23 protein-coding genes are annotated in these 25,670 nt (G+C 41.9%); 5 read left to right on the forward strand and 18 right to left on the reverse strand.

The window, feature by feature from the left end:
• The first annotated feature begins 202 nt into the window (after positions 1–202).
• Entirely contained in the window at positions 203–931 is a 729-nt protein-coding gene (locus ID165_RS16575) for an RDD family protein (protein ID WP_192346143.1), read from the forward strand.
• Positions 932–969: 38 nt separating this feature from the next.
• Here ID165_RS16575 and ID165_RS16580 read toward each other — a convergent pair whose 3' ends face one another.
• The 10 genes from ID165_RS16580 to ID165_RS16625 all read right to left on the reverse strand — a co-directional run bounded on the left by ID165_RS16580 (position 970) and on the right by ID165_RS16625 (position 8,437).
• On the reverse strand, positions 970–1,548 hold the full coding sequence (locus tag ID165_RS16580; RefSeq protein ID WP_192346145.1) for a YdeI family protein: 579 nt from the start codon (positions 1,546–1,548) through the stop codon (positions 970–972).
• Between the two features lie 2 nt (positions 1,549–1,550).
• Positions 1,551–2,597: a serine hydrolase gene (locus ID165_RS16585; RefSeq protein WP_192346147.1), complete on the reverse strand. Its 1,047-nt coding sequence runs from the start codon at positions 2,595–2,597 to the stop codon at positions 1,551–1,553.
• A gap of 163 nt (positions 2,598–2,760) precedes the next feature.
• Positions 2,761–3,159, reverse strand: coding sequence for a heme-binding protein (locus tag ID165_RS16590; RefSeq protein ID WP_192346150.1), 399 nt, complete (start codon positions 3,157–3,159; stop codon positions 2,761–2,763).
• A 254-nt stretch (positions 3,160–3,413) separates the two neighbouring features.
• Positions 3,414–4,070, reverse strand: a complete 657-nt coding sequence (locus ID165_RS16595; protein ID WP_192346152.1) for an HAD family hydrolase — start codon at positions 4,068–4,070, stop codon at positions 3,414–3,416.
• A 73-nt stretch (positions 4,071–4,143) separates the two neighbouring features.
• Positions 4,144–4,587, reverse strand: a complete 444-nt coding sequence (locus tag ID165_RS16600) for a GNAT family N-acetyltransferase (RefSeq protein ID WP_192346154.1) — start codon at positions 4,585–4,587, stop codon at positions 4,144–4,146.
• Entirely contained in the window at positions 4,577–5,014 is a 438-nt protein-coding gene (locus ID165_RS16605; RefSeq protein ID WP_192346156.1) for a GNAT family N-acetyltransferase, read from the reverse strand. The genes ID165_RS16600 and ID165_RS16605 overlap by 11 nt, the downstream gene beginning before the upstream one ends.
• 21 nt (positions 5,015–5,035) lie before the next feature.
• The gene (locus ID165_RS16610; protein ID WP_192346158.1) at positions 5,036–5,812 is read right to left on the reverse strand and encodes a DUF3050 domain-containing protein; all 777 of its coding nucleotides are present in this window, start codon (positions 5,810–5,812) and stop codon (positions 5,036–5,038) included.
• A gap of 126 nt (positions 5,813–5,938) precedes the next feature.
• Entirely contained in the window at positions 5,939–6,286 is a 348-nt protein-coding gene (locus ID165_RS16615) for a VOC family protein (RefSeq protein WP_192346160.1), read from the reverse strand.
• Positions 6,287–6,649: 363 nt separating this feature from the next.
• Entirely contained in the window at positions 6,650–7,204 is a 555-nt protein-coding gene (locus ID165_RS16620) for a GNAT family N-acetyltransferase (protein ID WP_192346162.1), read from the reverse strand.
• Positions 7,205–7,336: 132 nt separating this feature from the next.
• A complete protein-coding gene (locus ID165_RS16625) occupies positions 7,337–8,437 on the reverse strand; it encodes a glycoside hydrolase family 130 protein (RefSeq protein WP_192346164.1) in 1,101 nt (366 codons plus the stop codon).
• 106 nt (positions 8,438–8,543) lie between these two features.
• On the opposite strand from ID165_RS16625, the gene ID165_RS16630 reads away from it, so the two are divergent.
• On the forward strand, positions 8,544–9,023 hold the full coding sequence (locus ID165_RS16630) for a GAF domain-containing protein (protein ID WP_192346166.1): 480 nt from the start codon (positions 8,544–8,546) through the stop codon (positions 9,021–9,023).
• Positions 9,024–9,445: 422 nt separating this feature from the next.
• On the opposite strand, the gene ID165_RS16635 is transcribed toward ID165_RS16630, so the two are convergent.
• Together ID165_RS16635 and ID165_RS16640 are read right to left on the reverse strand one after the other, a co-directional pair.
• Positions 9,446–12,511: a T9SS type A sorting domain-containing protein gene (locus ID165_RS16635; RefSeq protein WP_192346168.1), complete on the reverse strand. Its 3,066-nt coding sequence runs from the start codon at positions 12,509–12,511 to the stop codon at positions 9,446–9,448.
• 35 nt (positions 12,512–12,546) lie between these two features.
• Positions 12,547–13,089 (reverse strand): DUF6252 family protein, encoded by a 543-nt coding sequence (locus ID165_RS16640; protein WP_192346170.1) that lies wholly within the window; start codon positions 13,087–13,089, stop codon positions 12,547–12,549.
• A gap of 208 nt (positions 13,090–13,297) precedes the next feature.
• Between ID165_RS16640 and ID165_RS16645 the strand changes: the two genes are divergently transcribed.
• A complete protein-coding gene (locus ID165_RS16645) occupies positions 13,298–13,525 on the forward strand; it encodes a hypothetical protein (RefSeq protein WP_192346172.1) in 228 nt (75 codons plus the stop codon).
• Between the two features lie 59 nt (positions 13,526–13,584).
• Here the strand turns inward: ID165_RS16645 and ID165_RS16650 are convergent, their stop codons facing one another.
• The 6 genes from ID165_RS16650 to ID165_RS16675 all read right to left on the reverse strand — a co-directional run bounded on the left by ID165_RS16650 (position 13,585) and on the right by ID165_RS16675 (position 23,284).
• Entirely contained in the window at positions 13,585–13,740 is a 156-nt protein-coding gene (locus ID165_RS16650; protein ID WP_192346174.1) for a hypothetical protein, read from the reverse strand.
• 69 nt (positions 13,741–13,809) lie between these two features.
• Positions 13,810–14,970 carry an efflux RND transporter periplasmic adaptor subunit gene (locus ID165_RS16655; RefSeq protein ID WP_192346176.1) on the reverse strand — a complete coding sequence of 387 codons (1,161 nt, stop codon included), beginning with the start codon at positions 14,968–14,970 and terminating at the stop codon, positions 13,810–13,812.
• Positions 14,970–19,292, reverse strand: a complete 4,323-nt coding sequence (locus ID165_RS16660) for a CusA/CzcA family heavy metal efflux RND transporter (RefSeq protein ID WP_192346178.1) — start codon at positions 19,290–19,292, stop codon at positions 14,970–14,972. The genes ID165_RS16655 and ID165_RS16660 overlap by 1 nt, the downstream gene beginning before the upstream one ends.
• Before the next feature lie 231 nt (positions 19,293–19,523).
• Positions 19,524–20,903: a HAMP domain-containing sensor histidine kinase gene (locus tag ID165_RS16665; protein ID WP_192346181.1), complete on the reverse strand. Its 1,380-nt coding sequence runs from the start codon at positions 20,901–20,903 to the stop codon at positions 19,524–19,526.
• A complete protein-coding gene (locus ID165_RS16670) occupies positions 20,900–21,568 on the reverse strand; it encodes a response regulator transcription factor (protein ID WP_192346183.1) in 669 nt (222 codons plus the stop codon). The genes ID165_RS16665 and ID165_RS16670 overlap by 4 nt, the downstream gene beginning before the upstream one ends.
• 462 nt (positions 21,569–22,030) lie before the next feature.
• Positions 22,031–23,284: a PepSY domain-containing protein gene (locus tag ID165_RS16675; protein WP_192346185.1), complete on the reverse strand. Its 1,254-nt coding sequence runs from the start codon at positions 23,282–23,284 to the stop codon at positions 22,031–22,033.
• Between the two features lie 400 nt (positions 23,285–23,684).
• Between ID165_RS16675 and ID165_RS16680 the strand changes: the two genes are divergently transcribed.
• Both ID165_RS16680 and ID165_RS16685 read left to right on the forward strand, forming a co-directional pair.
• Positions 23,685–24,311, forward strand: a complete 627-nt coding sequence (locus tag ID165_RS16680) for an RNA polymerase sigma-70 factor (protein ID WP_192346187.1) — start codon at positions 23,685–23,687, stop codon at positions 24,309–24,311.
• Positions 24,312–24,685: 374 nt separating this feature from the next.
• Complete coding sequence (locus ID165_RS16685) at positions 24,686–25,612, forward strand: FecR family protein (protein ID WP_192346189.1); 927 nt, start codon at positions 24,686–24,688, stop codon at positions 25,610–25,612.
• The last annotated feature ends 58 nt before the right edge of the window (positions 25,613–25,670 follow it).

The raw sequence follows: 25,670 nt of genomic DNA on the forward strand, positions 1-25,670 counted from the left end.
ACCGATGACAGGTGACCGAAGTAGCCTCAATGCTTTTGTTGACCAAATTTTATGATGCTTAAGGCTCTTCACTAGAAGAAAGCAGATATACATATTAAATAAAATAGGCCCCACCTAAAACTATTAAATTATTTTATTATATGACATGAGATGGGTATTTTTCCTGATAACTTTATTTCAAGAGCAGAACAGCACATAGAAGATGGAAGGAATTTATTTCGAAACTGCCCAGCATATCCAAATCAGACAGCGTCCGGCAACTTTGGCATCCAGAATATTGGCGCAATTGATCGATGGCTTTGTCATGGGAATCTATATTATCTTGGTTTCGATCACCGTTTTTGGAATCATGAAGGTTGAAGACAATTCGGTTGCTGTGATTACCATGTTCGTTTTACCTTTTTTGGTCTATCATCTGTTGTTTGAAATATTCATGAATGGCCAATCCATTGGAAAGTTTGCCATGGAGATCCGGGTAGTTCAGCTTGATGGAACCAAGGCTACAGTGAGCAGTTACCTGATTCGATGGTTACTCCGACCTGTGGACATCACAATCAGCTCCGGTGGAATTGCTGTCTTGAGCATACTTATGGGTGGCAAAGGCCAAAGACTTGGCGATATAGCTGCCGGGACGACAGTCATTTCCCTAAAACAAGAAGCTATAAAACGAGAGGATCTGTTGACTCAGGTTAAATCCGATCACGAGCCAAAATATCCCCAAGTAGTTAATTTGAACGACTCTCAAATCATGAAGATCAAAAGTATAAGACTGGAAGCCCTAAAATCCCATGATTTTGAATTGATCAACAAATTGGCCGAAAAAACAAGTCAAATGCTTCAGGTCAACTATGATACAAAACCTCTTGCATTTATTGATCAGCTGATTTTGGACTATGAATATTTCGCCCAAAAAGAGCATGGAGAAGGGTAATGTGGAGAAACCCATCAGATCTCTTTGACTCCCATCAATTAATCATTCAATCCCTTTCCTGCAAGAATCTGCGGAATCAACTTTTCTATTCTCGCTTCTCTAGTTTTGGCTTGTTTAGCAGCGGAAAAATGCAGTAGATATCCACGCTGTCTCCCAGGTGTGAGTGCTTCAAAAGCACTTTTCAACGCAGCATTTTCATCCAGTTTCACCTGAAATTCCTCAGGGACAGCATACTCCTTCGTCTTTTTCAAAGCTACTTTCAAACCCGCTTTCTCTACTTCAATAGCCTCATATATATAGCTTTTCAACACAGGCTTCATCTCTACGATTCCCTTAACGTCAGCAAATCGAATCTGTCTTGCTCCTTGCACATTCTCTGTCTGTTGGATCATAATATGCTCAGCATCCTGAAGCAAGGCACCTTTGTGAAACAAAAGCGCACAGTATTCCTTAAAGCCATGTATCAGCACCACATTGCTTCCTTGGAATGTATAGCAAGGCACACCCCATTTCAGCTCTTCAGTCAGTCCACAGTCAAGAACCAGTCTCCTCAATTGCCTATACTCTTCTTGCCATTGAGTAGGTTTATCGAAAAAAAAGTCAGTTTTAGGATTCATTTTTAATTATTGGGATTTTGAATTAATAGGCTTTCACTCTTTACCGCTTCCATTAATTGGGTATGTATTCTAAAAGTCTTTTTGATATCATCCATGTGTCTTGGTGCATTTTCCAACACTAGTATACTCAAATCAGCCCGAGGATAATAGTAACAAGCGGAAGCAAACCCCGGCGCATAGCCCAATGCTCCAATTTGAATATTTTCTTCTCCCCTATTAAAAAGTAGACCGTAACCATATTCTATTTGTCCAAAAATGGGATGGATTCTTGTCGCATACCGCATTTTCATCAGTTTCAGGGTTTCTTTAGTGACAAGTTTACCTGAATAAAGTAAGTAATTCCATCTACTCAAATCTTCTGCATTTGAGATAAATGCACCTGCGGCCACATAAATATCCAAACTGTTTGTCACATATTCCAATGTCGCATTTTCTGATTCTTCATATCCTTTCACAAGAGACTTGTACCCCTTATTATCAGGATGAAACGTATTGGATAAACCATACTCCAAAAAAAGTTGGGTTGATAATTCCTCGAATGAATTTCCGGTTATGTTTTCAAGAATCTGCGCCAGCAATTCATAGCCCAGCTGGGAATAATGAAATCGGGAGCCAGGCTCAAATTCCAACTGTTGGTTTACATCCACTATCCCATGAGTATGCGTCATCAGGTGATGAATCGTCACACTTTTAGACCAGCTTTGATCAATCAAAGGAAGGTACTTTCCAATTTCATCATCCAGATTAAGATTTCCTTTCTCATATTCCCGAAGGACCATTACGGCGGTTATTTGCTTACTTATTGATCCGATGACAAACTGGTCGGCTTTTTCAATCAGTACTCTATCTTCAAAATTGGCGTAGCCTTTAGCCTTATGGAAAATAGTGGAAGTCCCTTCAGTGAAAAGCACTACACCATTGAAGTTGCTTTCCTCGATTATAGCATCAATTTCAGATACCAATGCGGAATAGTGCGCCTTATCATTCTGTCCTTTTGAAAAGAAAGAATTTAAAAACAGCAGGAGAAAAACCGGAATATAAATTTTCATTTAATGTAATGACTACTAAGTAGTTAAAATGGATTTGTACTGGCTCTAATTTTCATTTTCAAAAAGTTTTACAATTCGAATACTACCCAAATTGAAGAAGCCAAGAAGGAACATTTCAGCTTTTCTTCTTGGCATCAGAGAATTAAATTAATGTAATGGATACTTAGACAGGTGTTGCTCCGGCTTTAGCTACCTCATGGTCATTTTCTACAGTGCTTCCACTTACGCCGATTGCACCTATGATATTTCCTTCTGCGTCTTTGATTGGAATACCTCCGGGAAAGGTGATCAAACCGCCATTTGAATGTTCTATATTGTACAGCGAACCTCCCGGCTGAGAAAGACTACCAATGATCCCTGTATCCATATCAAAATAACGAGCGGTTTTTGCCTTTTTGATGGAGATATCCAGAGAACCCAACCAAGCACCATCCATACGCGCAAAAGCGACAAGGTTTGCCCCGGCATCTACTACTGCTATGTTCATTTTGGTATCTAGTTTCTCGGCTTTTTTCTTAGCACTATCTAGTGCCGTTGATGCTTGTTCTAATGTAATGTTCATGTTTTAAGTTATTTGTGATTTAGTTTATATCCTTAAATATATTACAAATATGCTTACTATATATTGAGTTTATGTGTATCCGCATGAATGCACGTATCAGAACTATTTCTGGTTCTAGCCTGAAAAAATCTCTCCACGACAGTCGTCGGGACAGGCTCCCGCCCTCTGCCCCGATGGAGGGAATTGCCAAATTTGAACTTCTAGCATTAATCCAAGATACATGCGTACAGTTAAGCTTATACACATAATTGAGTTTAAGAATCTGCAATTTTTCCCTTCAGCCAATCAAAGAAATCTTCAACGGAGTAGAATATCTCATCAGGCTTTAAGGCTAGCAGTTTTTCGGGTTCCGCAGTTTCTGCCCAGGCAGCAGCTATTGAGACTATGCCGGCTTTCCTGCTTACCACTATATCGCTTGGAACATCACCTACATAGACCACTTCATCCTTGGAAATATCCGGCAACTTCTCTAGAATCAACTGAATACCCTCCGTCTTTCGAGACCCAGCAGACGATCCAGCTTCCAGAATTTCGAACACGTTCTCAAACTGAAATTGCTTTAAAGAAATCATGGCACTTTTTCTCCCCTTTCCGGTTACCATGGAAACATGTACACCTTTTTTCTTCAAGAAGTCTAATAGCTCTGCTATACCCGGAAACGGTGTCGGGCACATGTAATGGGAGGATTCATAATGAAGGAGATAATCTGCTACTCCCTTATCGTAATGATCCGGTGCCAAAGCCATTATCGTTCCTTCTTCTGAAGGACCAAATGTTTCGATAATTTCCTCGTCTGAGACGTAACGATTAATCAAAGGCTCTATGGATTGGCGGAATGCGGAAATACAAAGAGGCAGGGTGTTAGCCACTGTGCCATCCAAATCAAAAATAACTGCTTTTATTAGCTTCATCACATACCAAATAGTTGAATACTAATATAAGGGTTAGATTAAAAGTAATAAAACTAAAAGCTACAGGAAAAGGTCATTTCACCAATTCCATATGCAAAATCGGATAAGGTTTTCCGATAGCATCTAATTCCGATCTGCTGATGATTTCAAAGCCATTTTTGAGGTAGAATTCCAGTGATTTAGGATTTTGCTCATTGACATCTACTTTCGTGACGTGCTGAGTGCTGATGGAGTTGCTAAGCAAGGCTTTCCCAATTCCCTTTCCTGCCTGATCAGGATGGACAAAAAGCATTTCCAGATTCCCTTCGGCCACCCCGGAAAAACCCAAAATCTTACCTGAGTCAGCTCGCACACAGCTCAATTCTACTGCTTTCAAATACTCATTCAAAATCAACGGCTTGAAAAACATGATATCTTCCTCCTGCAGAAAATCGTGTGTGGCCCGCACGGAGGCTTCCCACAGTTCTACTACTTCCTGATATTCGGATGGGGTAATTTCGGTAATTTTATACTTCATAGACTTTGGGATTGTGCCGCTCCATATAGAAGCCAGGGTTGGCCAACTTGGAGAAACCAAATTTCTCATATAACCAAGGAGCAGTATTGGTCAACAGAATCCAGCGCCTCAGATTTTGCAGTTCTCCATGCGAGGTAATGCACTCCATCAGCCACTTGCTCAGACCAAGGCCACGGAATTTGTCCAGAATAAAAACATCGCCCAAATAGGCTATGGTAGCAAAATCAGAAATCACCTTGGCATACCCGATCTGCTCCTTCTGGTGATAGATTCCAAAGTTCAGACAATTTTCTATACTCCTATTTACCGTTTCAAAACTTATCCCATTTGCCCAACCGGATTCCGTACTTAAAAAGCGATGGATCATCGCTCTGTCCAATTTATCCTTGTCCGTTGAGATTACATAGTCATTCTTTCGTAAATCCATTCCTAGTATATTCTGAAAAACCTAAACCAATTCTTTCTTTCCCAATTGCTCTGCAATGCAATCCCAAAGCGAGATTCTTTGCTGAAGTGCTTGCTTGGCCACCTCTAACGTTTCCTCCCATTTCTGCTTATCGTCGCCGCATAGCTCGGAGATCATTTTGAGTGATAACGGCCCGTGCTCATCACCGTCCAATTCAATATGCCTTTCCAGATAATACCGCAGTTTATTGTACTGCACATTTTCTGCATCGGCCTGCTTTAGGATAGAAATAAACATATCCGGAATCACATCCTCCCTACCGAATGTAAATGCAGAGGCAATTAAATGCGGTTTTTGGGTGGCGATAACCTGAAAGGAAAACTTCACAAAGGCTTCCACATTTCGATCTATTTCAATCTGTCCAAAGGCTTCGTCAATTGATTTCCCTTGCTTTATCAGCCGGACAAAACCCGAAATCTGATCGGTATCGGCACCGATCTGATCCATGGCATCCAGGTACATTTCATAGTGGCTCTTGGGCTCACCGAGTTCATTGATATCACTCTCCTCCCCATGGACAATCTCATTGATAAAACGTGCCAGTGTAGGGTTTGGGCTTGGAGTCCAAGGGATCTGCACATTAGTCAGTCGGACTTGAAGCGCTTTCAGCAAGGACATAAAATCCCAGACGGCAAAGGCATGACTTTTCATAAAAACTCGGATATCACCCAGATTCCGAAGGTTTTCATAAAGTGAATGATGCTTAAGTTCCTCTCTCAATGCTGAGATCTCCTGCTCAATATGTGCTATTCTATCCATGTTGGTTTAATCTTGCGTGTTTTGGTTCTACAGGTAATTTGATTTGGCATCAGACCATACGAACCAACCCTTTTACCGGGATGCAAAAATGGGGAAATACTGAGAAAATTCACCTCATTCCACCTATTAAACCTCTGCCCAAACTGCAAGTTCGTTTCCGGATGGATCAAGGAAATGGAATCTACGTCCACCTGGAAAAGAAAAAATATCCACTGAAATCTTACCGTTTGCCTTGATTACCTCGCTTTTTGCATGTTCCAAATCACTATGGTATAACACAATCAATGCTCCATTTACTATCTCCCCATCTATCTTTTCAAAGCCACCCGATATCCCACTCTCTGAAAAAGCAGTGTAACTGGGGCCATAATCTGTAAAATCCCAGCCAAAAACCTGTGTATAAAACTTCTTGATTTCGACAAGGTCTTTCGCTTTGAACTCTATGTAATTGATATGATTATTGGTACTACTCATCAGAAAAATGGGTTAAGATTATTTTGTGTTAAAACTAACAAGTTTTGGAGAAATCATCCTATCCAAGTTGTGTCAGTACGACAGGAAACTTTATTTCTTTTACCGGTCGACGCTACACAAGTCAGGGTCAACAAATAAAAGTGGATTTTATGCTTTCACGTGTCCCACAGACCGAAAGTAGTTAGTTAGTTAGTTAGTAGTCAGGAGACACAGGTTACGTTAGACTAGTGTAGTGTTAACCGAAACCTGTCAGGTTAACACCATCAATTTTTGATAAATAAGTAGGTTTTTACGGTTCTAAAAGCAAAACCTGACAGGTTTATCAGGTTCTTTTTACACTTAACATAACACTAGATTAAATTTCTATTTCAACTGAAGATGTTCAAGCGAAAGATCGAGCAATTTCTTCTCACCTATGGGCTTAAAACCCAATTTCAAGTACAGTTTCTTTGCTCCCGGGTTAGTTTTATCCACAAGCAAACCCAGCGTTTTTCCCATCTTGCGTACGATCTCATCAATAAGAAAACTAAGTAAGGTTGACCCAAGTCCCTTCCCCTGTTGGGTGCTCGCTACTCCAAGAGAATCTATGTAAAACTCTCCTTCCTTAGTCTCATCTTCTACTTTCAGATTTGAGTCAAAATGCTTGTGAACGTATTCCAAAACCGGCTTTCTTAACTCCCCTAGTTTCGCTCCATCATACACGAGAACAGCGGCTAAAACCTCCCCTTCTTCGTCCGCGACATAGCAATTCTGAAAAGAATATTGGTTGTCTTCACTTTTTACAAAGTGTAGCAAAAAGTCTTTGGCTTTATCGTAATCCTGCTCTCCGATGAATTTGTACATCACCTCTCCTGTAGCAAGCATTAGCAGTGCAGCAATCGCCTCAGAATCTTCAACTATAGCTTTTCGTATGTTCAATTTGTGATAGGGATTTGGATGTTCAAACCATTTACTTCCAACTCAAATAAAAGTAATAGTCAGTGAAATTCAATTGTAAAAGAAAGATTCTATCCTCCCTAGGCAATTACCTCTCAAAAGTAAAAATCCTACCTACTTACCCTCGGCAGATACCACCCCCACCATACTATCTGCTGTGCCATAGTAAAGCAACCACTTGCCTTCGAAATAAACCAAGCCTTCCAGAAAGGTGGTTCCCTCAGGGTATTGCCCTGATTTTTCAAATGCCAGTGTAGGCTGAATAAAAGGTGTTTCTACCCGATCGATCAATTTCCAAGGTTCCGTAGCAGAGAAGAGTGCCTGTCCACCGGTATATACCCGATTTCCCAGATCTTTCACTCCCACCTGTTGTGAGTTGCCCGCATTGTAGAGCACTACTATCCCATCTTTGGTCAGCACCGGAGGAGGGCCTGCCTCTACCAGCCAAGAATCAAAATATCCCGGCCGTGGACTAAGCACCGGAACCCGGTTTCCTTCGTGATTTTCTACGGGCTGCCAATGGACCAAGTCTTCCGAAGTAGCCAGCCAAATGTGGGGAACCCCATAATACATCCAATATTTCCCATCTATTTTAGCGGCTGTCAACTTCCCATCTTTCAGTTCAGTGACAATAGCACCGGATTTGGATTCCACATTATGGTATTTCCCATCCTTCCACTCTTTGAAAATCGGTCCATGTTTTTCCCAGTTTCGCAGATCTCTTGATGTGGCCACAGCTAATCTTGGCACATCCCTGTTCCACTGGGTATAGGTCAGCACATACAGTCCCTCAGTGGTCTCGACGATCCGGGGATCCTCAGTCCCGCCTGTCCATTCAAATTTCTTTTGATTGTCTTCTTTCGGATAAAAGATCGGTTCATCCTCCCGCTCAAAAGCAAAACCGTCTGCTGATGTAGCCAAACCTATTCTGGAGGTATGTCCACCGATTTCTTTTTCCCCCAATTTTTCTTCTGCACGATAGAGCACATATATACTTCCGTCCCGGACGATAGCAGCAGGATTGAAGGTAGCCATGGATTCCCAAGCTACGGTTTTACCGGTCATGGGATCTACAAAACCGGTCGTATTCTGAGGAACAATAATGGGCATGGCTCCTTCAGGTCTAAGAAAAGGCCCCAGCATCCAGGTTTTTTCCTGAGCCTGAAGAGACAAAAAAGAAAATAAAAGCAGGATGAATGAAATCGACTTCTTCATTTGAGTTGGGTTTATTCCGTTCAAGGTAAACCCAAGAAGCACAAAAAACTATCTTTGGAAATCGAAAACCGATTGATAAAACCATTTCATATATTCAATTGTAACCATGAACAATACCGACTTCATCATCGATTCCATCAAAAAAACATCAGGCGAGCCCAACTGGCAAGAATTGCTGGAAAGCATTATTTCATCCTTTGATTGCACCACAGGTACTATCCACGCACTAGACCCTACCACCAATCTATTGGTACTCAAATCCCAAAAAGGAATTCCCGACTTCCTATTGCCGAAAATGTCTTCCATCCCTATCGGAAAGGGAATGGCAGGAATCGCAGCCGAACGGAAGGCTCCTGTAGAAATGTGCAACTTACAGACGGATGAGTCCGGGGTAGCGCGTCCCGCCGCCAAAGAAACCAAAGTGGAAGGATCTATCGCCGTTCCGATGATGCAGGATGGGGAATTGTATGGAACCTTAGGCATTGCCAAGCCGGAACCCTATGATTTCACCAAGTCAGAAAGTGATGCTCTATTAACTATAGGAGAGGAAATTGCCAGAAGCATTAAGAACTTGCCATTATCCTAGCATCGGTTCCGCCGCCGTTCGTGTCCCCACGAACGGCTTTTTGCTAACAAAACAGCAATCGGGAGACTGCATTGTGTTGGGGTCAAGTAAGTGCTAGGTGCTGCTTCTGGAGAAGCAGCACAGCTAGTAAGATAACAACGATAACCAGCTGCGCCCTCTGCGAAAACCTCTGCGTACTTCGTGGTTAAACCCCCATTATGCATTAGTATTTCTACGCCACGGCGTAAAAGTTATTGCGACCAATAATTTCCGCCGTCGATCGCGTCTCCACGAACGACTTCTTCTAATTTGCAACATCAGGCAGGAGACTGCATTGTGTTGGATCCAGACCTGCCTGAAGGGAGGCAGGCTTTAAACGGCTAAGTGCTAAGTTCGGCTTCTGGAGAAGCAGCACAGCGTGAAAGTATAAATCAGCCCTGCTCTCAATGATCAATTCTTATCCTGTGTGTCTCCACATTGTTTATTGTATATACCTTTAAAAGGTAAAGTCCACCAGACAACGAGGAAACATCAATTGAGTTGTTACCATTATCGATAAATTCTTTAGTAATTACAACCTTACCTACATTATTAATTAATTCAACCTTTATATTTTCATTGCTATTTAATATGGAGCTTTTACTTTGTTTACCAAATCTTTCTATGTTAAGCTCATAGGAGGTTGGGTTGGGATAAACTGAAAATAGTCCTTCATTAAATTGCCCACAATCCAGATATTCCACCTCATAGCCGGGAAGCCACGAAGAAGTCCCACATGCATTGGTTCCCCTCACTTCAAAAACATAATACCCAATTGGGCTAGGGACATATGTCCATGCATGAGGTCCATTTCCGGAATAGGGCGTTGATGAGGTGTACTTAACTGTTAGGTTTGGCCAATTTAATAATCGGGCGTTCCAAGTAACACCAGGGGCAGAAGATTCCACTTCAAATGAATTACCGCTAGCATTAGAACAAAAATATGAAAATCCGTCAACACTATTAGTGAAACCTATAAAGCTTGCTTTAGGCCTCCCTACCCATACTTTTCTGGTTAAATTAACCAAGCCACAGTTACTATTTATTTTTGCAGTCACTGTTATTTCTCCGTCAAAATTATTTTTTCTGGTCGCTACCCCTGATGAAGAATTGATACTCAGTCCAGAAGAATTGCTTGATGACCAGATAATTACAGCGCTATTAGACACATTGTTTAAACTAAATGTGCCTGATGAACAAATCGTATTCGGCCCTGAAACCGTAATGGGATTAGAAGATCCACATGTCCCTAAACATGAAAAGAGTGAAGGAGTTCCTTCCAGTTCATCCAGCAACCAATTTCCATTATTGAGGGTAAATTGGGTATGATCTTCACTTATTTGTGGATTTGTGAAAAAATTATCAAAAGGAACTGATTTTGGAGCTGGAGGAGGTGATAATGGAGAGTAGCTTCTGGTAAGATCAGTATAACTGATAGTTTGATTCCCACTGCTTATATCCAAACTACTATAAGTTGGAACAAAATTAAACCTCGGTTCTAAGATATACCCTGACATTTCTGGGGGAAGAGTAACAAATTTATCGATATTATATATTCCGCCATTAGAATTGTCTAGGGGTAGCATAGAAGAAGTTGAATTCAGCGTTTTTTGATTTATCAATTGTTCTTCTATATTGATAAATCCCAGAACCTTTTTCTTAATAAAAATTTTCCCCTTATAGATTTCTTTGACCTGTTGATTTGGTAAAGCTTTCATTACAAATAAAGCCTTGACATCAGTATTCGTTGACAATGCGGACGTCATTGTCTTAATCGGATTAACAGATAGAGAATTAATAATGCTGAAAACAACGTTATGAACGAAAAAGGGAAGATCAACTACAGTTTCATTGATTTGGGCTATCGTTGCATTAGGAGCAAAGTCTAATGGAGTTCCGCACTCAGAACCATTTGAGATAGAGATATTGCGAATGCCGTCCTGAGACGGATATCCCATATTTTTATACTCATTCAGAAAATTTGTCCTCAGTGCATTAGTGGTATGGGTCAAGGAAGCTCCTACTCCGGAAAGTTGATAAATTAGCATTTGTTGGGCTGCAGGAGTCTCTAATAAATCAAGCCCTTGCTGCAGGTCAGGAAATGCATTGTCCAGATCTACAACATTTATATTAAAAAGACTATAGAAGACCGGAATACTGATGGACTCCCCTATTAAATGTCTGATAAATGCCTGAAATGCCAATGGTACATTCGCACCTTGATGGGGTGTGTCATGACTAATGTACAATTTTGTTTTATGAAGTCGACTAGTTTGCTCCATATGCCTCAATGCATAACGGGCTACCAACCCGCCCATACTCATTCCCATCACAACATTTTTTTCATTACCGGTTTTGTTGTTATTGACCCATTCAATCACCTTTTCAACCATATAGGCATTACGCTGGATGTAGTCAGTTCCATTTCGAAAGTTGACAAAAACTAAATCATATCCATTTGCTTCAATAGCCTCATTTAGCGTTTGACCAGTGCTATTATCAACTGAAACATTTATTCCCCCTATATCGTCATTGTTTACAAAACTTAAATAATCAAAATCATTATTTGGATCAAAACCTTCCACCACGATAAATGGCTTATCCAAAACCCCATCTGTCCCGGAAGTCTCAATTGTAATATCACCAATAGCTGACGCACCCTGCCATGCATTACCGGTAATAACTTGCGTACTTGCACCAGACCCGTTAAACCGCCCATTGGGGGAAGAGCTTGGTGGTATATAATCAAGCCAGATTTTGGAATGGCTATACCTAGTAATGCCACCACTGTATGAAAATTTAAATTTCAGCTCTTTTTCGCCTCCGGAAGTGTATGTGACGTTTTTATTACTATTTAAACTAACTGTTTGATACCCTTGGCCATTGCCAAAATCGATTTGTATTGAGCTTAATGAATTGGTTATATTTTTATAAACCATGTTGCTTTGGAGTCTAAAAGCAAATGTGTTACCCTGAATTTCATTTTGAAGGGGAGCTACAGCAAAAGATGTTTTTATTTCATAGGGGTTTCTTCCCGCCACATCATATATTTTTTCGTTAGTTACAGTTACATCCCCGTTTGTGTAGGCATTGGCCTTGTATTGCTGGTAGTTGAAATGGCCGGCGGCAAGTAAAATCACACCCGGGTTGGCATCTTGCTGAGTACTAAAATGACTGAAAACTGATGACGGTACAGTCATGGTTGTAGCACTTCCTATCCTCATTGAATACACCGAATTATAGAATGCCTCCCACTCACTTAAACTAACCCAGCTACTATCCGTAAGAACACCGTTAAAAGCTTCAATATTATTGAATTTGACACCGAATTCCTTTAAAAGCCCAGTATTGACCTTGCTTTTATCTATCGCACCAAACACATGCTCCATTCTGTTATAGTAATTGGTGGTTTGAGCATATGTGTTAATGAAAACACCCAGAAAAAGCAGGAAAAGTATTGTTTTTCTCATATTTCGCTAATCTAATAAAAGTGATAAATTGAGCCTTAAGGTATGTACTGAATATCAAAACGTCCATTTGTCATTCTAACAGTATCGCAAGCTTCATTAGAAGCTGAAAATTCAAATGTTCCGGAAATCACGAAATTGGTTCTGTCTATTCTTGAAAAGTTAATTTTTCCTTCAATAATATCTTCTGCCGCATAGGTGCAGTTTTCAATTCCCAAATATTTCATTGATCTTGCCCTCACCTTGGGTAGATTGGTCAAATCATACTCTTTATTTATCTCAAAAGGATCCAGAACGGTAAATCCAACAATTTGATTTAAGCCTTTGGTATCCATCCTGCCAGAGATCTGAACTCCCCCGCCCTGATATATCGCAGTAACATATAACGAATTATTGGCAACCATTGCTTCTCCGTTGATCAAACAACCAAATGTGTTTTCTCCGGTTAGGGTAATCGGCGGAAGTTTCTCCAATTCAGATTTTGGCTTGCTTTCTTTCCAGAATAGATTCAGGTCACAGGCAGTACACATAGTAAAAATCAGTAGTAAAGCAGGGTATAAAGGAGAAAGGCTACTTTTCATATAATTATAATTTTCTTCTTAAAGGTCATATGGAATCTCGCTGGGTTTATAATCATCCCTATGTTATGTGTGTCGTCTTCGACATGCTCGATTTCATAACTATAAAAATTAGGTTTACTAAATATAAAATGAAAAACTAAAATATCAAAACTAAATGATGAAGGTATTTCTTTGATCCTTTTAGACTGAACTGTTTGAACACAACACTATGATTATTAAGATATTAATTGGACTTAGATTAATAATTAGAGCAAAATATAATCTGACATTTGGTGAAAAAGTACGTAGGGAAGCACTTTTGTCTTTTTTACCTATTGATGATGGAGCCGGTAACCATTTTCGCCGTATTCGTTGGTATGGGAAATATCTTTTCGCCGCCGTTCATGCTCACGAACGGCTTTTTGCTAACAAAACAGCAGTCAGGAGACTGCAATAATTTTGGCGCTTCCGCCGTCGTTCGTGTCATCACGAACGACTCTCAGCGATTAAAACAACCTAAGGCAGCAAATTGAAGCCTCCGTGAGTCAGAATAACCGTGCTCTCATCAAGCATTTCATTTGGCAAGAGCTCTATCATTCCATCGCTTTCCAAACCCGTCTGTACCGCGACTTTCTCCAATTTAAACCCAGTCTCGGCTTTTTCCCGCTGCACCAGCACATAGCTTTCTCCCTTTCGCCGTCGTTCGTGTCATCACGAACGACTCTCAGCAATTAAAACAACCTAAGGCAATAAATTAAATCCGCCGTAAGTCAAGATCACAGTATCCTCACCCAATTCCCCATTCGGCAATAGCTCTATCACCCCTTCACTTTCCAAACCTGTCTTCACTACCACCTTCTCCAGTTTGAATCCGTTCTCAGTTTTTTCCCGCTGCACCAGCACATAGCTTTCTCCCTCGGATACCACCACAGAAGTCACCGGAACTACCCAGGCTTCTTTGGGGTCCTGAATCAGTTTCGCTTCCAAAAACATCCCCGGCACAAGCATTTCCCCCTCTTTTTCATCCGGCAAATGTGCATGCACATTGATCTGGCGCTCATTATTGATCGACTGGCCAACCACAAACACTTCGGCCTCAAAGGTTCTCCCGGGAAGATCAGGAATGGAAACCTGCACTTTCTGTCCCTTATGGATATTCCCCGCATCCTTCTCGAATATCACCAACTCTATATGCAAATGCTCTTTGCTAATGATCGTCATAGCCTTTCCCCCAACTGTCAAAAACGAGCCCTGCACCAGATGAATTCCATCTACGAAACCGGCAATTGGCGAAAGTACAGGAACTTTTGAGCGGATATTCTCCGGCTTCAACTGATCTGCATTGATATTAATCAGCGCCAATTGACGCTTCAAACTCTCTGCTCTGGCCTTGGTTCCCTGATAATCCGCCTCTGCTTTCAAGTAGATTTTTTGTGCGGATATCTGTTCTCCGTATAAGGTCTTTTGACGCTCATATTCCGCTTTCAAATAGCCCAACTGGCTACTTGTCTCCAAGAAATCCTGTTGCAATCGGATGAAATCAGGATTTTCCAGATAGAAAAGCACCTCACCTTTCTTTACAGGCTCGCCTTCCAGCTTATTCAAGCCACTGACATAGCCACCAAAAAATGCCGAAATCTCCTGAACTCCCTCCACGGGAACTTTCACCATTCCCTGCACGGACAGGCCTTCCGAAAATCCCTCCAGTTTTGGACTTCCCCAAGTCATCTTCATCGTCTCAAACTGCTTCTGGGAAACCATAATAAACGGTCCGGAAGACGTTCCTGTCTCCACTTCCACTCCCCCATTTTCAGAGGTGTCCGGTCCGTTGCATTGAAAGAACAACAGACTGCCCACCAAAAGGGAGACATTAAGGATTGATTTTATAGGGAAATTCTTCATCAGTTTAGAAGGTAGTTGATGTCCAAAATAGTTTGTTGATAGGCAAATTTGCTTTGCAGGTACTGTAGGGTAATTGTTCGGGAATTCTCCATCAGCTGCACGTATTGGAGAAAATCGATTTCTCCTTCCTGATAGGACCGCCGGGCCTGTTCCAGTATTTGCCCCGAAAGCGTTTTGCCTTCGGCTTCATAATAATTTATGACGCGGATATTCTGATCAAGTTGTCGGTGCAGCTGCTGCGCCCGGCTTTCCAGCTGATTTCTATAGTGCTCTGCTTCCAGTTGGATTTTCTGCTGTTGGTATTCGCCGGTTCTGATATGGGATTTTTGAGCTCCAAAAAATAGAGGCACCGCTATTCCCGCCTGAAATCCCGGATAAACCTTTGCATTTGCTCCGGGATTAGTCCCACGAAACACATCCAAATTGAAATCCGGGAGGAGTTTTCTCTTTTCAGTCTGAATCTGATATGCAGACTGACTGACAGCATTTTCATAATATTCCACACCGGGATGGGCGGACCAATCTTCCTGTAAAGAAGGGGCCAGTGAAACATCCTCTTCTGAAAGCACTAGATCTCCTTCCCAATTCAGCAATAATTTCAACTGATCCAGAGCCATCAGATAATTTTCACTGGCCTCACTACTCTTGAGACTGATTTCCTGCCGCTTCCCTGCTGCCGTCAATTTCTCCAGGTAATTACTTTCCCCTGTTTCAAACTTACGGGTAGCTGCATGGGTAAATTCAGCATAGAGTGAATCGAGATACCCATAGTTTTCTATCAGTTCCTGCCAATATTTGACTGTAATAAATCCCTTACTAATCTCGCCTTCCAGCTTTCTCTTCTGCAGTTCAAACTGACTGAGTTGCATTTCTGCGCCGGCTTCCAAGGCATTTTTCTGCGCTCCATAAAGCGTCGGAAAAGCAAAACTCTGGCTTAGCCCCCATCTCCTATTGTAGACCCCATTTTCGGCGAGATCATTTTTGTCCTCCGCATAATAAATACTCGTCTTGTCCAGATTCCAGCCTTGGCCAATTTTGGCATTGGCTATCTCAAGCGACTTGTCGGCTGTCTTTATTGTGAGATTTCTCTCCAATCCCAGCTCTACCGCCTGCTCAAGTGTAAGCGGAAACTCCTGTGCCTGCATGTTAAAAGTGCACATGGAAAGCAGCACCAAAGAGGCCAGTACTTTTTTGGATGAAGGAGACGACCCGGATTTGGTCTTAAACAAAACATAGAGCACCGGAAGCACGATCAAGGTCAGGAACGTGGCGGAAATCAACCCTCCAACCACCACCGTGGCAAGTGGCCGCTGCACTTCAGCCCCTGCGGAATTAGAAATTGCCATTGGCAAAAAGCCCAATGCAGCCGCAGAAGCAGTGAGCAGTACAGGTCTCAAACGTTCCTTCGCACCTTTTATCACTAAATCCTTGATATTGATGTAATGGGACTCCATAGATTTGAAATGTTCTATCAGTACGATTCCGTTCAGCACGGCTATACCAAAAAGCGCAATAAATCCCACACCGGCGGAAATACTAAACGGCATATCCCTGATCCAAAGCAGCACTATCCCCCCTATCGCCGAAAGCGGAATTGCAGAGTAAATCATCAGTGCATCCCGGGTAGAAGAAAATGCAAAATAAAGCAGTACGAAAATCAGAAATAAGGCAATCGGAACTGCGATCATCAGCCTGTTTCTGGCCTTTTGGAGATTCTCAAACTGCCCTCCATAATCTACTCTATAGCCTTCCGGAAGATCAATTTGGCTGGCAATGATTCCCTGAATATCATCTACCACAGACTGTAAATCACGATTTCTCACGTTCACCCCGATCACTACCCTGCGGTTAGTATTGTCTCTGGATATCTTTGCAGGCCCTTTAGTGTAACTGATGGTTGCCAATTCCGACAGTGGCACCGAACCTCCATTGGGAAGCTGGATTGAAGCCTGCTCCAGATGTCTGATATCCTTGCGGAAAGGCTCGGCAAATCTCACCACCAAATCAAATTGCTTCTCTCCTTCAAAGACAGTCCCTGCAGTCATCCCTGCAAACCCCATGGTCACGACCTCGTTCAGATCAGAAATATTCAACCCGAACTTGGCTATTTTGCCACGGTTGTATTCAATTTTCATCTGCGGAAGCCCGTCTACTTTTTCCAAAATAATATCCGCAGCACCTTCTACACCCTGTATGGCAGCTTCGATTTCCTGAGCTGTTTTCAGTAGCACGTCCAGATCCTCACCGAACACTTTGATAGCTAAATCGGCACGTACACCGGTAATCAATTCATTAAAGCGCATTTCTATAGGTTGGGTAAATTCATATTCCATCCCAGGAATGACTTCCAGAGCTTCTTTGAATTTATCAGCAAGTTCATCCTTGGTTTCCACAGTAGTCCATTCTGAGCGGGGTTTCAGTGTCACGATCACATCACTCTCTTCCATGGACATGGGATCTGTGGGAATCTCGGCGGCACCGATTCGGGTCACTACTTGGTTTACTTCCGGAAATTCTTTTAAGATTTTCTCTATCTCCGTGACAGTTTCCACTGTATTGGTCAGCGTAGTTCCTGTTTTCAAAAAAGGCTGAATTACAAAATCCCCCTCATCCAGTGTAGGCACAAACTCGGAGCCCATCGTAGAGAAAATCAAAATAGCTCCGACCAACAAGCCAAAAGCCGTAGCGATCACCGCCCTAGTATGATCTAATGCCCAAGTAATCGCCGGACCGTAAATTTTATTTAAGCCATTGATGATTCTTGTGGATATATTTTTTGGCCCCGGAGGAGTGGTCTTGAGAAAAAGCGCTGAAACTACAGGAACGTAAGTCAACCCCAGAATCATTGCCCCGATCAAGGCAAAGGAAAAAACTTCAGCCATCGGGCGAAACATCTTACCCTCTACACCTGTCAGGGATAAAATAGGGATAAAAACAATGATGATAATGATTTGTCCAAAAACTGCCGAGTGCATCATTTTGGATGCTCCTATAAAAGAAATTTCATCCTTCTTAGCCTGTCGTTGAGCCCTAGACAATCCGGCCAACTGATGATCTGCTCTGGTGAATTGGAAGGCAATAAACTCTACAATAATCACTGCGCCATCGATAATAATCCCAAAGTCAATCGCACCCAAACTCATCAGATTGGCATCGACTTCAAAGATGTACATCATGGAAAGCGCAAAAAGCAAACTCAGCGGAATCACTGAAGCGACCACCAATCCGGAGCGTAAGTTCCCCAGAAGTAACACCACCACAAAAACCACGATCAGGCAACCCAATATCAGGTTTTCGGCAATCGTAAAGGTAGTTTTACCAATCAATTCAGATCTATCCAAAAATCCGTTGATGACAATTCCTTCCGGAAGAGAGGTTTTCATTTCTTCCAATCGCTCCTTCACCCGGTCTATTGTCCCTTTGGAATCCGCTCCTTTCAGCATCATCACCTGCCCCAGCACTTTTTCACCTTCACCATTTGCGGTGATCGCCCCAAATCTATTCGCATGACCAAAGCCTACTTCCGCGATATCCCGAATATACACCGGGGCTCCATTCCTTACTTCTACAACTATATTCCCAATATCGTCCAAACCAGCTACCAATCCTTCTCCACGGATGAAATAGCTTTCGTTAGTCTTTTCGATATACCCTCCGCCTGCAATAGAATTATTCTTTTCCAAAGCGTGATACACCTCGGCAATATCGATCTGCATCCCCTTCAATCGCTCAGGGTTAATGGCGACCTCATATTGCTTTAGAAAACCTCCCCAGGTATTTACTTCCACCACTCCTTCTATTCCAGAAAGCTGTCTTCTGACTACCCAGTCCTGAATGGTACGCAGATCAGTAATATCATAGTTGCTTTCATAGCCCGGTTCTACATCGATCACATATTGGAAAATCTCCCCAAGACCGGTGGAAATCGGCCCCATCACAGGAGAACCGAATCCTGCGGGGATACTTTCTTCTGCTATTTTGATGCGCTCTGCAATCAGCTGCCGGGGAAGATAGGTTCCCATATCATCCTCAAAAACTATAGTCACTACCGAAAGCCCAAATTTGGAAACAGAACGGATTTCGATCACCCCGGGAAGATTTGCCATTTCCAGCTCCACCGGATAAGTCAGGTATTTTTCCACATCTTCCGTCGCCAGATTCCGGGAAGTAGTGATGACCTGAATCTGGTTAGTAGTGATATCCGGTACTGCTCCTATTGGCAGATTGCTTAATGCAAAAACCCCAAAACCTATCCACGCTGCTATAAAAATGAAAATGATCAGTTTATGCCCAATACTCCATTGTATAATTCTATCTAACATGTGAGAGATTGTAGTTGAATATTAATTTCTGTAATGAAGCCAATTGGGGCACTTTGACAGGAAATAGCAGGAAGACAGGCGGCCGAAGACCGAAGTGGTCTTCATAGACAGCTTTAGACATCCCCTATCTTAGTTTCACCTCAATAGCAGTCAAAACAGTTATCCGTTTGAATGAAATGCAAAAATGGACCAATGGCTTCTCAACCCCTGAAAAATCTCCTTAAGATTGTCTTAAATCTCAGTGTTAAAAATCAATCGAAATGTACTGCCCTTCCCCTTTTCGCTTTCTACCTCCACCCGGATACCGGATTCCGTCGCCAGCTTCTTCACGATAGCAAGTCCAAGCCCAGTACCTTGAACAGGATTTCCCACATCATTTGCCTCTCTATAAAAAGAATCAAAAATCTTGTCCAATGACTCCTTGGCTATCCCCTTTCCCTCATCCCTGATCAAGAGGTAAGGTGCCCCTTCATGACTCCCTACCTGAAACCGGACTATCGTAGTAGGAGAAGAATATTTGATGGCATTTTGGGTGAGGTTAGTCAAGATCATCTGCAGGGACTTCTCATTGACCAGTGTAAAAAGCGGAGTGGAAAGATTGGTTTCCACCGTGATTTCCCTGCCCGAATCCAACTCTGCCTGTTGCACAAAATCCTGCACAAAAGAAATCAACTCCACTTCTTCCCTGCTCATTTTCCCTTTGCCAACTCTGGCGAGGGAAAGTAACTGATCAATCATCTCTGACATACGGTCTATACTTCCCAAAGCCATTCTGATCTTATCCACATATTCCCCGGGTGTTCTCGGTTTGCGGATCAACACTTCCAGTGTACCTCGTAAAATGGCCAGAGGAGTCCTCAACTCATGAGAGGCATCAGAAGTGAATTGCTTCTCCCGGGTCAGGGCTTGTTCCAACCGGGCTAGCAGCTCATTAATTGAACGGGTGAGCTGGGCTATTTCATCATTTGGATCGGCTACAGGGATCCGCTCATTGAGATTGCTCTGGGAGATCAGATTAGTTTTCTGAATGATCTTCTGAATAGGCTGAATACTTTGGCCCGCCAAATATCTCATGGCCAAGAATAGGGAAATAAGAATGCCCGGATAGAGAATCATCAATATATTCCTCAGATTGGTCAGCAGTTCTCGGGCATCTTCAAATGACTTCGCCACCAGCATATATCCTTCTTGCTTTCCAGCATGATTCAATGGAATCTGCATTTGGCGCACTTCTCTGTCGCCGGTCTTCAGTGTCCACGCCTCGTTGTTTTCTCCCCGTCCGGGATAAAAACTCAAGTGATGCTCTCCGAGATTTGGGGACCTATCCATGGAATTCCCCTGCATATCCACTATTTCTATAAAGATAGGATTGAGCTGAATCTGGCTATGCTCCTGCTCCAGCCATTCGTCCTTATGTACAAATCTTATCTCCCCATGTACCAAAAAAATCTGGCCGACATGCTTATCAGTTTCCAGTTTAAGCTCCCTGTCTATGCTCTGAACGACAGTATAGTTCACCACTAAATAAATAATGGCAAACACAACCAATACAATCAATGCCGTGACCAGCGTCAGTCTCCGTGCTATCCGTTCTTTGTAGGAAATATTCATAAATCCTTGGCTACATAACCTATTCCCCGTACCGTCTGTATGTAATCTTCATTGGTATTGAAGTTTAGCTTTTTCCTCAGTGAATTCATAAAAACATCAATCACACCCGTATTGTAATCAAAGTGAATATCCCACACTTTCTCGATAATCTGGGTCCGTCTACATACTTGATTTTTGTTTTTCATCAGGTATTCCAGCAGTGCAAACTCTTTTTGGGTAAGCTGTACTTCTTCTTCACCCCTGAGCACCAGATGCCTGCCGGTGTAGAGAGTAATAGGCCCAAGAGTATATTTCTCTTCCGAAATATCCCTGGCCCGCAACTGCACCCGGATCCGCTCCAATAATTCTTCAAAGTGAAAAGGCTTTTTGATGTAATCATTTGCGCCGGACTGTAATCCTGTGATTGTTTCTTCCACGGTATCTTTTGCAGTAAGAAAAATGACCGGAGTATTCGGAAATTGCTTTCGGAAATCTATGCATAGCTCCAATCCACTTATGACCGGAAGCATCCAGTCCAATAGCAAAAGATCATACACGCCACTAAGCGACATCTGAAGACCTGTTTGACCATTTTCAGCGATATCCACATGATAGGATTCCTCTTCCAATCCTTGCTTTAAAAATCCGGAAATCCCCGGCTCATCTTCTACAACTAGAATTCGCATGATTGCTCTTTTTTAACCACAGAGAGCTCAAAGGTCACGCAAAGGTCCCTGTTATGTTGCCTAACTGTAAAGAAAAGTCGTACATTTTTTCTCATTGCCCTAAAGGTCTCAGTTGTAATTGATTTTTGCTGCCCAAAAGTTAACAATTCAACCCAAGCCCCGTAATCCTACAGCTTAAGATTCTCTTAAAGTTTTGAATGAATCTTAAAGTGAGCTTACAGAAAACAGAAAAACACTCAACGAACTCAGTATGTGAGAAAAAAAAACACATACTCACATCCAGCTTCTGGAGAAGCAGTACTACAGAAGAGACAATGCCATTGTTTGGGAGCACTTACCAAAATGAAGAACCAAAATCTGAAGGCTTGGACCAAATTATATTCTGCGCTACCTGTGCAGACCACCGTGACCACCGTGATGAAAAAAAAAGACCTTCCGAAATCAGAAGGTCTCTTAAATGCTTTATGCCATTTCTGCCACCTGACGAGCAATAGGCTTTTTCTTAGCCGGTTTTTTCTTCCGCTTATTCCACCAGATCAAGGTTCCCGTAATCGGCAATGAAGTGGCAATCAAACAGGCCACAAACCAAAGAAATTTGGAGAACTGACCAAAAATATCCCCTACATGCAAAGACTTTACCGACCTACCGATCTGCTGGCGAAAAGGTAAATCCGAAAATAAATTAGCCTCAGTCACAGATAGGTCCGTTGAAGACAAGGTCAGCTGATCAGCACCGGCTCTGGCAAAAAAACCTGTTCTATACTTACTTACACTTACCGGATCAGACGCTTTGGAAGGAATTGAAACTCTGATATTCCCCTCGTAAGGAAGCTCCGCATTGGTTTTTGCAAAAACATCCTCAAGGGAAAGCATTGGAACTGAAGCTTCTGTATCAGCTATTTCGGGCTTTGCTCCTCCTCTTCTAGGTCCCTCTGCATTTCCGCCTCTGGGCCCCGGGCTCTCCTGATAGGTATCCCAAGTCTTTTGCCATCCTTCTCTATACCAAGAGTAGGACCAGAATGGCCCTGTCGCTCCCATTATAAAAAGAAATATCAAAGAGTAAAAAGCCAATGTATTATGGAGGTCATGATTCACCCGCTTCCAGTTAGCTGACCATTTCACTTTCAATCCTTGTTTCCAGCTTTTTACTTTATTGGGCACCCAAATCACAATCCCCGTAATCACCCCCAAAAGAAACAGAAGCGTAGCCACTCCGTTGATAAATCTTCCCAGGTCACGGTTGCCCATACTTTCCAATATTGGTTCTTCGATCTGGTCCAGAAGCAACCACCTGTGAAGGCTAAACATATACCCCATAAATTCAGCTGTCTGCGTACGATCAGATGTATTGCCTAAAATTTCTGCCGAATATGGATTTACATAATAGGTGGTGCCCCTTCCCTCTTCCCCTTCTTTTTTCAACGTAAACTGAACACTACGATCAGACTCTTCATTCCACATCAGACCTACCACCTTCGACTCGGCACTTTGCTCCAGTGAACTCCTCAGTTCGTCGGCCGTCATACGAGGTCCAGTTTCCTCCACGAAATAAAGTTCCGAATCCATAAACTCTCTGATCTCCGTATTGTACACATAGACAGTTCCGCTGAGACAGACAGCAATAACCACCAGACCGGAAATCAAGCCAGCATATAAATGAATTTGGTCAAAAATATTTCGGATACTTTTCCAGGCGGTAGACTTTTTTGGCTGCATACAATGGTCAGTTTAAAGGAGGTGAAAATTAATCCAAAGGACAAAAATAAGGAAGAATTTAATTATTTAGATTTAATCTAATAAAGAATTGAAAAAATCGTAATCTGCCTAAAGAGAGCTACTTCAACCGGTTAGACAGAAGATTGACTTACTAAACGCTCTTTATTAAAAACAAGTATTTAATAATCAATCAGTTAACAAAAAATACCCAAAAAACCGCTTATTAAGAAGTGATTTTAAACCCCATTTTTAAAATTTGAAGCAAATACCTCATCACAATGTTTAATTTAAACCCATTATTTGATATTTTAACGAAAAATGTTCAATTTATCAGAAATTTTTAAACCAGCTTTTACTAAAATAACACAATCAACAACCAAATCATCAAGTAAAAGACCCCATGCTCGAAAAAGTGTTAAACCAACAGGAAACCCTAGAAAGAATCAAAAGCGGCGATGAGTCAGCATTCATTGAAGTATATGACCTTTACTGGAAGCAACTGTTCAATTTCGGCTATAAAAAGCTCAGCAAGAAAGAGATTGTGGAAGGAATTGTACAGGAGGTATTTATTGATCTTTGGACCAAACGGGCTAAACTTGAAATTCACACCTCCCTCTCCTCGTATCTATTCACTTCTGTGAATTACAAAATCATCAACAAGTACAAATCCCAAAGTATTAGAGACAAATATTCGGAGGAGGAAAAATCCAAAGGAGAACAGAACAGCGCTTCCACCGAAGAAAAAATCCTCTTCAACGACCTGAAATCAAACATCAAAAAGGTCGTGAGGGAATTCCCCCCACAGCGCAAAAAAGTCTATCAACTTCGTTTTAACAAAGGACTAAGTTATATAGAAATCGCCCAAAGCATGGAAATATCAGTAAGCACGGTCGAAAAACACCTGATGCGTGCGTTAAAGGATATTCGGGTCAGTCTAAGAGAACTCACACTTTCCTCACTGGCATGCGTGGGATCCGATTCTCTTTTCAAACTATTGGATGCCGTATCATTCCCGGTGTTCAGTTAAGTATATTTTATCATTGAAGCAGGTACTTCGCAGACAAAGGCAATGGGTCGAAATACCACCTGGAAGTCAGCTTAATTGCATTTTCATAAGTACTCTTTGGTCAAATCTTTTCATATTTCCATTTCTTCTAGGAATATATCACCTGCCTCACTCCGGTTTTTCGGCATCAATAACGACACTAGCTTAATCCCTTGCATACCCGGAGAGATTCACATGTCACACAAATCCCGATTTTTTGTAAAAAAATAAATGAGGGTTAAAAATTGACCTTTTCAATCAAATAAAATGTCAATTCAAAAAATATTGGTTTTTATTCTATTCACAATAGAGGATATTCATGTCTGAATTGACATATATAGTATAACACAGAAGTTATGACAAAAACCAATCTCCATCTATTTCAAGACAAGAACTCAGAATTTCTTCCGGGGTCTGAAGATCCTATTGTCCCTGACTTTGTAGGTCAATTGAAGGCGGAAGACCAACAGGCTTTGAAGAAAAAAATATTTGGGGAAATAAAGTCAGGAATCAGAAAGCACGAGGTAAAGATTAAAGTCAAAAAGCGAATTCTTCATAAAACTAAAATAGCCGCCTCTATCCTGCTTCTGGTTGCGGCAAACATAGGGCTTTGGCTGGCACTGAAACAGGAAACACAAACCTACAAAACCGGCGCAAATGAGACCCTGGAAACCGAACTTCCTGATGGGTCTACGGTCTTTATGAACTCCAATTCATTGCTAACCTATTCCTATTCCTGGGCTTTGGGTTTTGACAGGAAAGTCAAGCTGACAGGAGAAGCCTACTTTGACATTGCAAAAGACACGGACTCCAAACGATTTGTAATCAATGAAGGAGAGCTCATGGAAGTGGAAGTCTTTGGGACTGAATTCAACTTCAAAAACCAGCACCCCATCCATAAACTGACACTTATAGAGGGAAGCGTCAAACTTGGCTACCAAAGTGAAGAGGGTAACACCAACCGTATGGTAGCCCCTGGAGAGACAATAAAATTGAACATAGAAAATCATCAAATTGAAACTAAAAAAGTAGCTGATCCAATAAGGCTTCTAGCATGGCAAGACAGAAGGCTGCGGATGCAAGATGAGAGCTTAGAAGATGTGCTCCGCATAGTGACAGAATTGTACGACATCGAATTACATGATCAAAAAATACCACCAACCACCCAACTTATTTCAGGAAGCTTACCACTAACAGACAATCCAAACGAGGTGATCGAAAATATTCAAGTGCTTTTCGATACTAAAATCACCCTAGAACAGAATTCATTAAGAGTACAATAGATTACTGCTTGCCTTTCGGCCGGATCGCAAGCATCAACTTTAACCACAGTCAAAATTA

Origin of the sequence: Algoriphagus sp. Y33 (assembly GCF_014838715.1) — a bacterium.
Taxonomy (GTDB): domain Bacteria; phylum Bacteroidota; class Bacteroidia; order Cytophagales; family Cyclobacteriaceae; genus Algoriphagus.

Bases quoted from the DNA above. Each gene is read 5' to 3' on its own strand.
- ID165_RS16580 (WP_192346145.1), bottom strand. From the start codon at position 1,548: ATGAATCCTAAAACTGACTTTTTTTTCGATAAACCTACTCAATGGCAA.
- ID165_RS16645 (WP_192346172.1), top strand. From the start codon at position 13,298: ATGATTATTAAGATATTAATTGGACTTAGATTAATAATTAGAGCAAAA.
- ID165_RS16585 (WP_192346147.1), bottom strand. From the start codon at position 2,597: ATGAAAATTTATATTCCGGTTTTTCTCCTGCTGTTTTTAAATTCTTTC.
- ID165_RS16655 (WP_192346176.1), bottom strand. From the start codon at position 14,970: ATGAAGAATTTCCCTATAAAATCAATCCTTAATGTCTCCCTTTTGGTG.
- ID165_RS16680 (WP_192346187.1), top strand. From the start codon at position 23,685: ATGCTCGAAAAAGTGTTAAACCAACAGGAAACCCTAGAAAGAATCAAA.
- ID165_RS16590 (WP_192346150.1), bottom strand. From the start codon at position 3,159: ATGAACATTACATTAGAACAAGCATCAACGGCACTAGATAGTGCTAAG.
- ID165_RS16615 (WP_192346160.1), bottom strand. From the start codon at position 6,286: ATGAGTAGTACCAATAATCATATCAATTACATAGAGTTCAAAGCGAAA.
- ID165_RS16610 (WP_192346158.1), bottom strand. From the start codon at position 5,812: ATGGATAGAATAGCACATATTGAGCAGGAGATCTCAGCATTGAGAGAG.
- ID165_RS16600 (WP_192346154.1), bottom strand. From the start codon at position 4,587: ATGAAGTATAAAATTACCGAAATTACCCCATCCGAATATCAGGAAGTA.
- ID165_RS16640 (WP_192346170.1), bottom strand. From the start codon at position 13,089: ATGAAAAGTAGCCTTTCTCCTTTATACCCTGCTTTACTACTGATTTTT.
- ID165_RS16635 (WP_192346168.1), bottom strand. From the start codon at position 12,511: ATGAGAAAAACAATACTTTTCCTGCTTTTTCTGGGTGTTTTCATTAAC.
- ID165_RS16660 (WP_192346178.1), bottom strand. From the start codon at position 19,292: ATGTTAGATAGAATTATACAATGGAGTATTGGGCATAAACTGATCATT.
- ID165_RS16685 (WP_192346189.1), top strand. From the start codon at position 24,686: ATGACAAAAACCAATCTCCATCTATTTCAAGACAAGAACTCAGAATTT.
- ID165_RS16630 (WP_192346166.1), top strand. From the start codon at position 8,544: ATGAACAATACCGACTTCATCATCGATTCCATCAAAAAAACATCAGGC.
- ID165_RS16625 (WP_192346164.1), bottom strand. From the start codon at position 8,437: ATGAAGAAGTCGATTTCATTCATCCTGCTTTTATTTTCTTTTTTGTCT.
- ID165_RS16605 (WP_192346156.1), bottom strand. From the start codon at position 5,014: ATGGATTTACGAAAGAATGACTATGTAATCTCAACGGACAAGGATAAA.
- ID165_RS16595 (WP_192346152.1), bottom strand. From the start codon at position 4,070: ATGAAGCTAATAAAAGCAGTTATTTTTGATTTGGATGGCACAGTGGCT.
- ID165_RS16575 (WP_192346143.1), top strand. From the start codon at position 203: ATGGAAGGAATTTATTTCGAAACTGCCCAGCATATCCAAATCAGACAG.
- ID165_RS16665 (WP_192346181.1), bottom strand. From the start codon at position 20,903: ATGAATATTTCCTACAAAGAACGGATAGCACGGAGACTGACGCTGGTC.
- ID165_RS16675 (WP_192346185.1), bottom strand. From the start codon at position 23,284: ATGCAGCCAAAAAAGTCTACCGCCTGGAAAAGTATCCGAAATATTTTT.
- ID165_RS16670 (WP_192346183.1), bottom strand. From the start codon at position 21,568: ATGCGAATTCTAGTTGTAGAAGATGAGCCGGGGATTTCCGGATTTTTA.